The following is a 6,002-nucleotide window of genomic DNA, read 5'->3' as shown; positions in this document are numbered from 1 at the left end:
CGCTACAGGGCGTGGGGCATCGTTTGAGACGGGGGGCGCCGCTATCTGGAGCCAAACAGACCGCCAAGCCCTTCACAAGCCCTTCAACAGGATGTCAGCACCCTATGGTCCGCCGTCTCCGGTTTCTCGCCTTCGCTGTGCTCGTCTTGTATGCCGGCGCTCTCGCCGTGCTGTTTGTGAACCAGCGCAGCCTGCTCTATCCAGCCTCTGACCGGCGTACCACGGCGGCCGAGGCAGGCCTCGTTGACTTTCACGATCTGGTTCTGACGACGCCAGACGGCGAGTGGCTCGTGGCGTGGTGGAAGCCCCCTCAGCCCGGCAAGGCGCTGATCCTGTACTTCCATGGCAATGGAGGCAGCCTCTGGAATGGGCGCTTGCGCGCTCAGGCGCTGACCGCATCCGGTCGTGGGCTGCTGATGGTCAGCTACCGCGGCTACTCCGGCTCGACCGGCACGCCGACGGAGACAGGCCTCCATACCGATGCCCGCACGGCCTATGAGTGGGTGAGGCAATCCTATGAAGCCTCGCGCGTGGTCGCCTATGGCGAGTCCCTCGGCACGGGTGTGGCGGTACGCTTGGCTAGTGAGCAGCCGCTGGCTGGCCTGATCCTCGACGCGCCCTACACCTCCACTGCTGATGTAGCGAGCCTCACCTACTGGTATGTGCCCGTCTCCTGGCTGATGTTGGACCAGTTCCGCTCGCTCGACATCATCCCGACGGTGAAGGCTCCGATCCTGATCCTGCATGGCACGGACGACCGCACGATCCCCTTTGCCTTCGGCGAGCGGCTGTATGCGGCCGCTCCCGAGCCAAAGCGCTTCATCCGCATCGAGGGCGGGAGCCACTCCAGAAACCTGGAGCAGGGTGGCATGGAGGCGGTGAACGAGTTTCTTGTGGTGGTTGAGGCCCGCGCCTGGCAGACCGCTCTACCGACAGGGCTGGCACGTCACTTCAACTGCCATAGACCCGATCATTCTCGCGACGGCTGGGCGGCATCAGCGGGAGGGCTGAGACGTACGCACACGCAGCCTGGTCCTGTTCGCCGAGGCCGACGCGGCAATGTGGCGAGTACCGGAAGCTTGGGGCAGGGCAGCCTAATGGCCATATACATCCTATGCTGCCCAAGGGATCTTCACCCCGCACTCTCGACCTGTTCGAGTACACGCTGACCGTACCGAGCCCGCCGTCCGATCCGGCCTCCGCCTCGGCCAGGCCGCTGGAGCTCGCCGGCTTATCGGATGCCCAACTGGCACAGCATTTCGGTCAGCTCTTGGAGGAAGTGCAGCGCCGGCTGCAGGAGGGCAGGGGCAAACGGCCGGAGCTGGAGACGGCAGCCCGACAGGCCAGCCTGTCGCTCAAGCGCCTCGTTCCAGCCCCCGCAAAGCAGGGGAGATCCATAAGAGCTGGCAGAACCGCATCGCTGCAGGAGGGACAGCGCAAGGCGGTGCGCGCCGCGCTTCTGGCCGGCGTAGCACCCGCCCAAGTGGCGAAGCACTTCGGCCTGTCGCTGGCCACCGTGCGCAAGGTGCTCGAAGAGCCCGCGTAGTCTCGGTCACGGGTAGTTGTTGGGCCAGAGCCGAGGCTTCGTGCCGCCCAGCACTTGCGCATGGCCGCGGTTCAGTCAACCATCAGCGCATGAAGCTGCCCTCATTCCTGCTGGCCGCCGGCCTGTTCCTGACGGCCTCTCCCGCCGATGCCTCTCCCCTGCTGCTGGTGGATGCATCCACCGGAGACATCTTGGCTGCCCAGGAGGCCGTCCGCTCCTGGCACCCAGCCTCGCTCACCAAGCTGATGACGGCCCATCTCGCCCTCATGGCAGTCCGATCAGGCCGGCTCGCCATGGACACCTCCATCGCCCTGAGTGCGCGGGCCGCAGCTCAGGCTCCCTCGAAGTTAGGTGTCCCACCGGGCACCTCTCTCCGGCTGGAGGACGCTCTCCGCGTCATGATGGTCAAGAGCGCCAACGACGTGGCAGTTGCGATCGCGGAAGCTGCCGGCGGCAGCGAGGCCTCATTCGTCGCAGCGATGAACGCGGAGGCCACCCGCCTGGGAATGAGCGGCACGCGCTTCGTCAATGCCAGCGGCCTGCATGATGACCGCCAGGTGACCAATGCGCGGGACATGGCCGTCCTAATGCTGGTCATCCTCAGCTCTCATGCAGACTACACCGACCTCTTCAGGACGTCGGCTGTCGCGGTCAACGGTCGGATGCTCAAGAACACCAATAAGCTGGTGGAGGACTATGCCGGCCTTGAGGCAACGAAGACCGGTTACGTGTGCGCCTCGGGGTTCAACGTGGCCGTCTCGGCGGTCCGCGGGGGCAGGCGCGTTGTCGGGGTGGTGCTCGGGGCTCCCAGCGCGGCGACGCGGACCCGAATCACGAAGGAACTCCTCGACGCCGGCCTCGCGGGAGCGACAAGCTCCATCGGCAATCTCCGCATGGTGAGAGCCAATGCTCCTGCACCCGGCACCGACCTGCGTCGCCTCAAGTGCGGCCGACAGGGTCCTGCCGTCGCGGGAACCGTCACTGCCGGTGGTGACGGGAGACCCACGGCGGTCCTGCAGCGTCGACGTTGATAGCGGGCCGGCACGCAAGCCGTAGAGCTGATGCGAACACAGGAGTTCACCCGCCGCTCCCGTGCTGAGGGCCTCATCTGAGGTGGTTGAGAGCGGATTGAATTGTCGCGGCAGCACCGACATCTAAGCTGTTGGACTGAGACACCATCGGAGTGCCATCTTCGCCGTCTGCAGGCGGAGGTCTACCAGAGCCTCCTTTTAATCAGAGGGTCCTGGGTTCGAGTCCCAGCGCGCTCACCAATACTTTCAAAGGGTTACCGGCATCTGCCCTTTGAGCCGCTTCGCTCCAGGTAGCCAATAGGTAGCCAACCGCCTGGACAGGGGAGGCTCGCTCGCGTCCAGGCCAAGCCGAACCGGAGAGTGGAAACGATGGACTGAGTCGTTCAAAGCCTGCTCCCCGTCCACTGTCTGCTCACTGGAAGCGCTGTCACGAAACAGCCGATGATGAGGCTAGGAAGGTCTAATCTCACGCCATGAGCAGACCTTTATCTGGCATGCTTGAATTTCCCAGTTTGACCCGGTGCGGACTTTTCACGGGTTGGCTTCTCAGTTCTTGCGGCTGTGTTTCACATCAGTTAGAGCGGCCTCAGAAGGCCAGGTCCATGCTGACAGTCGGAGCGGGTTGGCTTTTACCGTGGGTTCCTCAAGCCGCCCTGATCACGCACCCGCTTGAGCCGCGCACCCGTCGCGGATCCGGCTGAAGGGAGGCTGAGATCGAACTTCCGCATGGGTTGAGACCATCTCTCCCTTCTTCGAGCAGCAGAGGCTTGGGTCCCGGCCCTACAATTTGAGCCTTTGACCGGATCCTCCGGATCACCGTCAGTGACGTGTGACCTGCGGGTCACCACGGGCCCGTCGCCCCGCGATAAGGCCCGTTCCATGTCCGCCATCTGAGCGAGGTCATCGCATAGCGCCGGACAGGCGTGCCCTCAGGGCCGAGCTGATGGATCTGCACGCCCCGTTCCGGCAGGCGCCCGGCGGATGTAATTACGCCATCCCCACGCGAGAGGCGCTCTGACCTCGGACAGATCCTAATACCGGTGCGGCAACAGCGGGTCGAATCCCGCCTCAATCTGCTCCATCCGCTTGGCTGAAAGGAAAACTGACGGCTCTAGGGAGGCCTCCGACGGCGTGACAGTTATGGTCTGCCGACTGTAGAAAGGGGCTGCGGGATTGCAAGTCCAGGGATGATCAGCCACGCCATGACATCGTTCGCCTCAGCCGAGAACCTGGATCCAAGCCGGCAGGTCCACTTCCAGGCCCAGCTTCTCAATGCCGTCGAGCAGGCCGTCATCGCGACCGACCTCGATGGTGTCGTCACCTACTGGAACCGCTGTGCGGAGCAACTGTACGGCTGGACCGCCGAGGAGGCGCTTGGACGCAACATCCTGGAGATCAACATCCCGGCGGAGGGGCTACCTCAGGCCGAAGAGATCATGAAATGCCTCAGGGCAGGCCAGGTCTGGTCGGGAGAGATTATCCTACGCCACAAGGACGGACGCACCTTCCCGGTGCAAGTCACCGACTCGCCGGTGCTGGACGACAGCGGGCGGATGGTCGGCATTGTCGGCATCTCGATGGAGATCAGCGACCGCGTCCGTACGCTGGCGGCTCTCACCAGCAGCGAGGAACGGCTGCGGATCGCCCAGCATGCCGGAGGCATCGGCACGTTCGAGTGGAACATCCGCTCGGGTGAAGTGATGGTCACGGAGGAATTCTGCCGCATCTGGGGAATCGGGCCGCACAGGTCGATCCGGGCCGGCGCGTTCGAGGAGTTCGTCCATCCCGAGGATCGTCATTTACTCGCAACATCACTGGCCCATTCCCTTGAGGATCTGATCGGTTACACGGAATACCGCATCATCCGGCAGGATGACCGGCAGGTGCGGTGGCTGGCACGGCGCGGGGAGATTGTGCGCGACGACGTAGGCAGTCCGTCACGGATCTTCGGAGCCGTCTACGACATCACGGACCGCAAGCGGATGGAGGAGCAGCGCCAGCTTCTGATGCAGGAACTGACGCACCGGGTGAAGAACACCCTGGCCATGGTCCAGGCGATCTCCACCCAGACCCTGCGCAGCGCTCCTTCCCTGGAGGCCGCGGGCATGCTCTTCGGGGAAAGGCTGGCGGCCCTGGCTCGTGCCAATGACACCTTGCTGCAAGAGAACTGGTCCAGCGCCAGCATCGGGGTGATCGTCGAGGGCGCCACCCAATCGCACAACGATCACGGCCGGATCCACTTCTCCGGGCCTGATGTCCGCCTCGGGCCCAAGGCAGCATTGGCCCTCTCCTTGGCTCTCCACGAGCTCTGCACCAACGCGGCCAAGTACGGGGCACTGTCGGTGGACACCGGGCAGGTCGAGATCACATGGGATGTGGCAGGGGATGGGGACGCTGCCCTGTTCTGGTTCAGGTGGCAGGAAAGCGGCGGCCCGCCTGTCAAATCGCCTGAGCGCAAGGGCTTTGGCTCGCGGTTGATTGAGCGAAGCCTTGCCGGGAGCTTCGGGGAGCAGGCAGGAATTCGATACGAGCCAACTGGGGTCATCTGGAGCATTGAGATCTCCCTGTCAGCTCTTCAAGAGCCAGCCTCCGGCTAGAAGCGGCGACGCCGTTCGCGAATGCTCACCCCCAGGGCGCGATGATCCTGATCATCGCTGTAGGTCGGCTCCCGGCACTTCTCAGACGAAAGAGCTTGGTGCGCTTCGGCACTTAGGAGCTGACGTTCGTTGATCGGTCGGAATGTGAAAATTTGACGCCCAACAGACATTCCGAGTTCGTGAAAGCCTTGCATTCAGACGGCATGACAAAGTCGGTATGTCACTGGCAGATGCGATAACGGTCGCTCGACCCATGCTGCTGCTGCGGACCACCCCGACCTGCTCACGGGGAGGTGCCGTCACGGTCGAGAATTTCGAACGGATCCTTGGTCACAAAATGCCAAGCAGTTGTCCCAAGCGGACAAGCAGGTGCCCCGAGCTGGATCATGATGGAGGCGCTGCTGACATGGTGCAGGAACGGGAGGGCCGTCATGCCTCTGTTCTTCTTTCACATCAGGGGCGTTCGCCAGGAACTGAGCCGCGACGAGCTTGGGCTTGAATTTCCTGACGTGCAGACTGTCTATCACGAGACGTTTTGTGCTGCCCGGGACATCGCGATCGAGCTCACGGCCTGCGGCCGGAGCCCGCGAGGCTGCACCATCGAGGTCATGAACGCCGCGGGTGAGCTGGTCTTCGAGCTTCCGTTCTCTGAGGCTCTCGACCATCAGATCCACCACCTCCTGCGGCGTTTCCTCCAGTGACGCTGCTAGGATCTCGCGCTCCTGCGTGTCGCCCGGAGGTGCGCAGCGACAGGGAATCCAGAACGAGACCCCGTGTGCGGCGAAGCGGGCCGGGAGGCGAAGACGCTAGGTCGTGTGGACGGATTTG

At 63.6% G+C, this 6,002-nt stretch carries 6 protein-coding genes; 5 read left to right on the top strand and 1 reads right to left on the bottom strand.

Annotated features, from left to right (window positions below; translation table 11 throughout):
* Positions 1-104: 104 nt before the first annotated feature.
* From AA309_RS31390 to AA309_RS31375, 4 genes are all read left to right on the top strand, one after another.
* Complete coding sequence (locus AA309_RS31390; protein WP_150117874.1) at positions 105-1,169, top strand: alpha/beta hydrolase; 1,065 nt, start codon at positions 105-107, stop codon at positions 1,167-1,169.
* Positions 1,115-1,546: a helix-turn-helix domain-containing protein gene (locus AA309_RS31385; RefSeq protein ID WP_047192946.1), complete on the top strand. Its 432-nt coding sequence runs from the start codon at positions 1,115-1,117 to the stop codon at positions 1,544-1,546. The genes AA309_RS31390 and AA309_RS31385 overlap by 55 nt, the downstream gene beginning before the upstream one ends.
* Before the next feature lie 89 nt (positions 1,547-1,635).
* Positions 1,636-2,577: a D-alanyl-D-alanine carboxypeptidase family protein gene (locus tag AA309_RS31380; RefSeq protein ID WP_052955151.1), complete on the top strand. Its 942-nt coding sequence runs from the start codon at positions 1,636-1,638 to the stop codon at positions 2,575-2,577.
* Between the two features lie 1,202 nt (positions 2,578-3,779).
* A complete protein-coding gene (locus AA309_RS31375) occupies positions 3,780-5,174 on the top strand; it encodes a PAS domain S-box protein (protein WP_160310594.1) in 1,395 nt (464 codons plus the stop codon).
* Between the two features lie 283 nt (positions 5,175-5,457).
* Here AA309_RS31375 and AA309_RS35635 read toward each other — a convergent pair whose 3' ends face one another.
* Positions 5,458-5,607: a hypothetical protein gene (locus tag AA309_RS35635; protein ID WP_160310593.1), complete on the bottom strand. Its 150-nt coding sequence runs from the start codon at positions 5,605-5,607 to the stop codon at positions 5,458-5,460.
* Here AA309_RS35635 and AA309_RS31370 point away from each other — a divergent pair.
* Positions 5,606-5,875, top strand: coding sequence for a DUF6894 family protein (locus AA309_RS31370; RefSeq protein WP_047192945.1), 270 nt, complete (start codon positions 5,606-5,608; stop codon positions 5,873-5,875). The genes AA309_RS35635 and AA309_RS31370 overlap by 2 nt on opposite strands.
* The last annotated feature ends 127 nt before the right edge of the window (positions 5,876-6,002 follow it).

It is taken from the genome of Microvirga vignae, from assembly GCF_001017175.1.
In the GTDB taxonomy this organism is placed as follows: Bacteria; Pseudomonadota; Alphaproteobacteria; order Rhizobiales; family Beijerinckiaceae; genus Microvirga; species Microvirga vignae.
The sequence above is the reverse complement of the archived record's forward strand: the minus strand, read 5'-3'. Positions and strand labels throughout refer to the sequence as shown.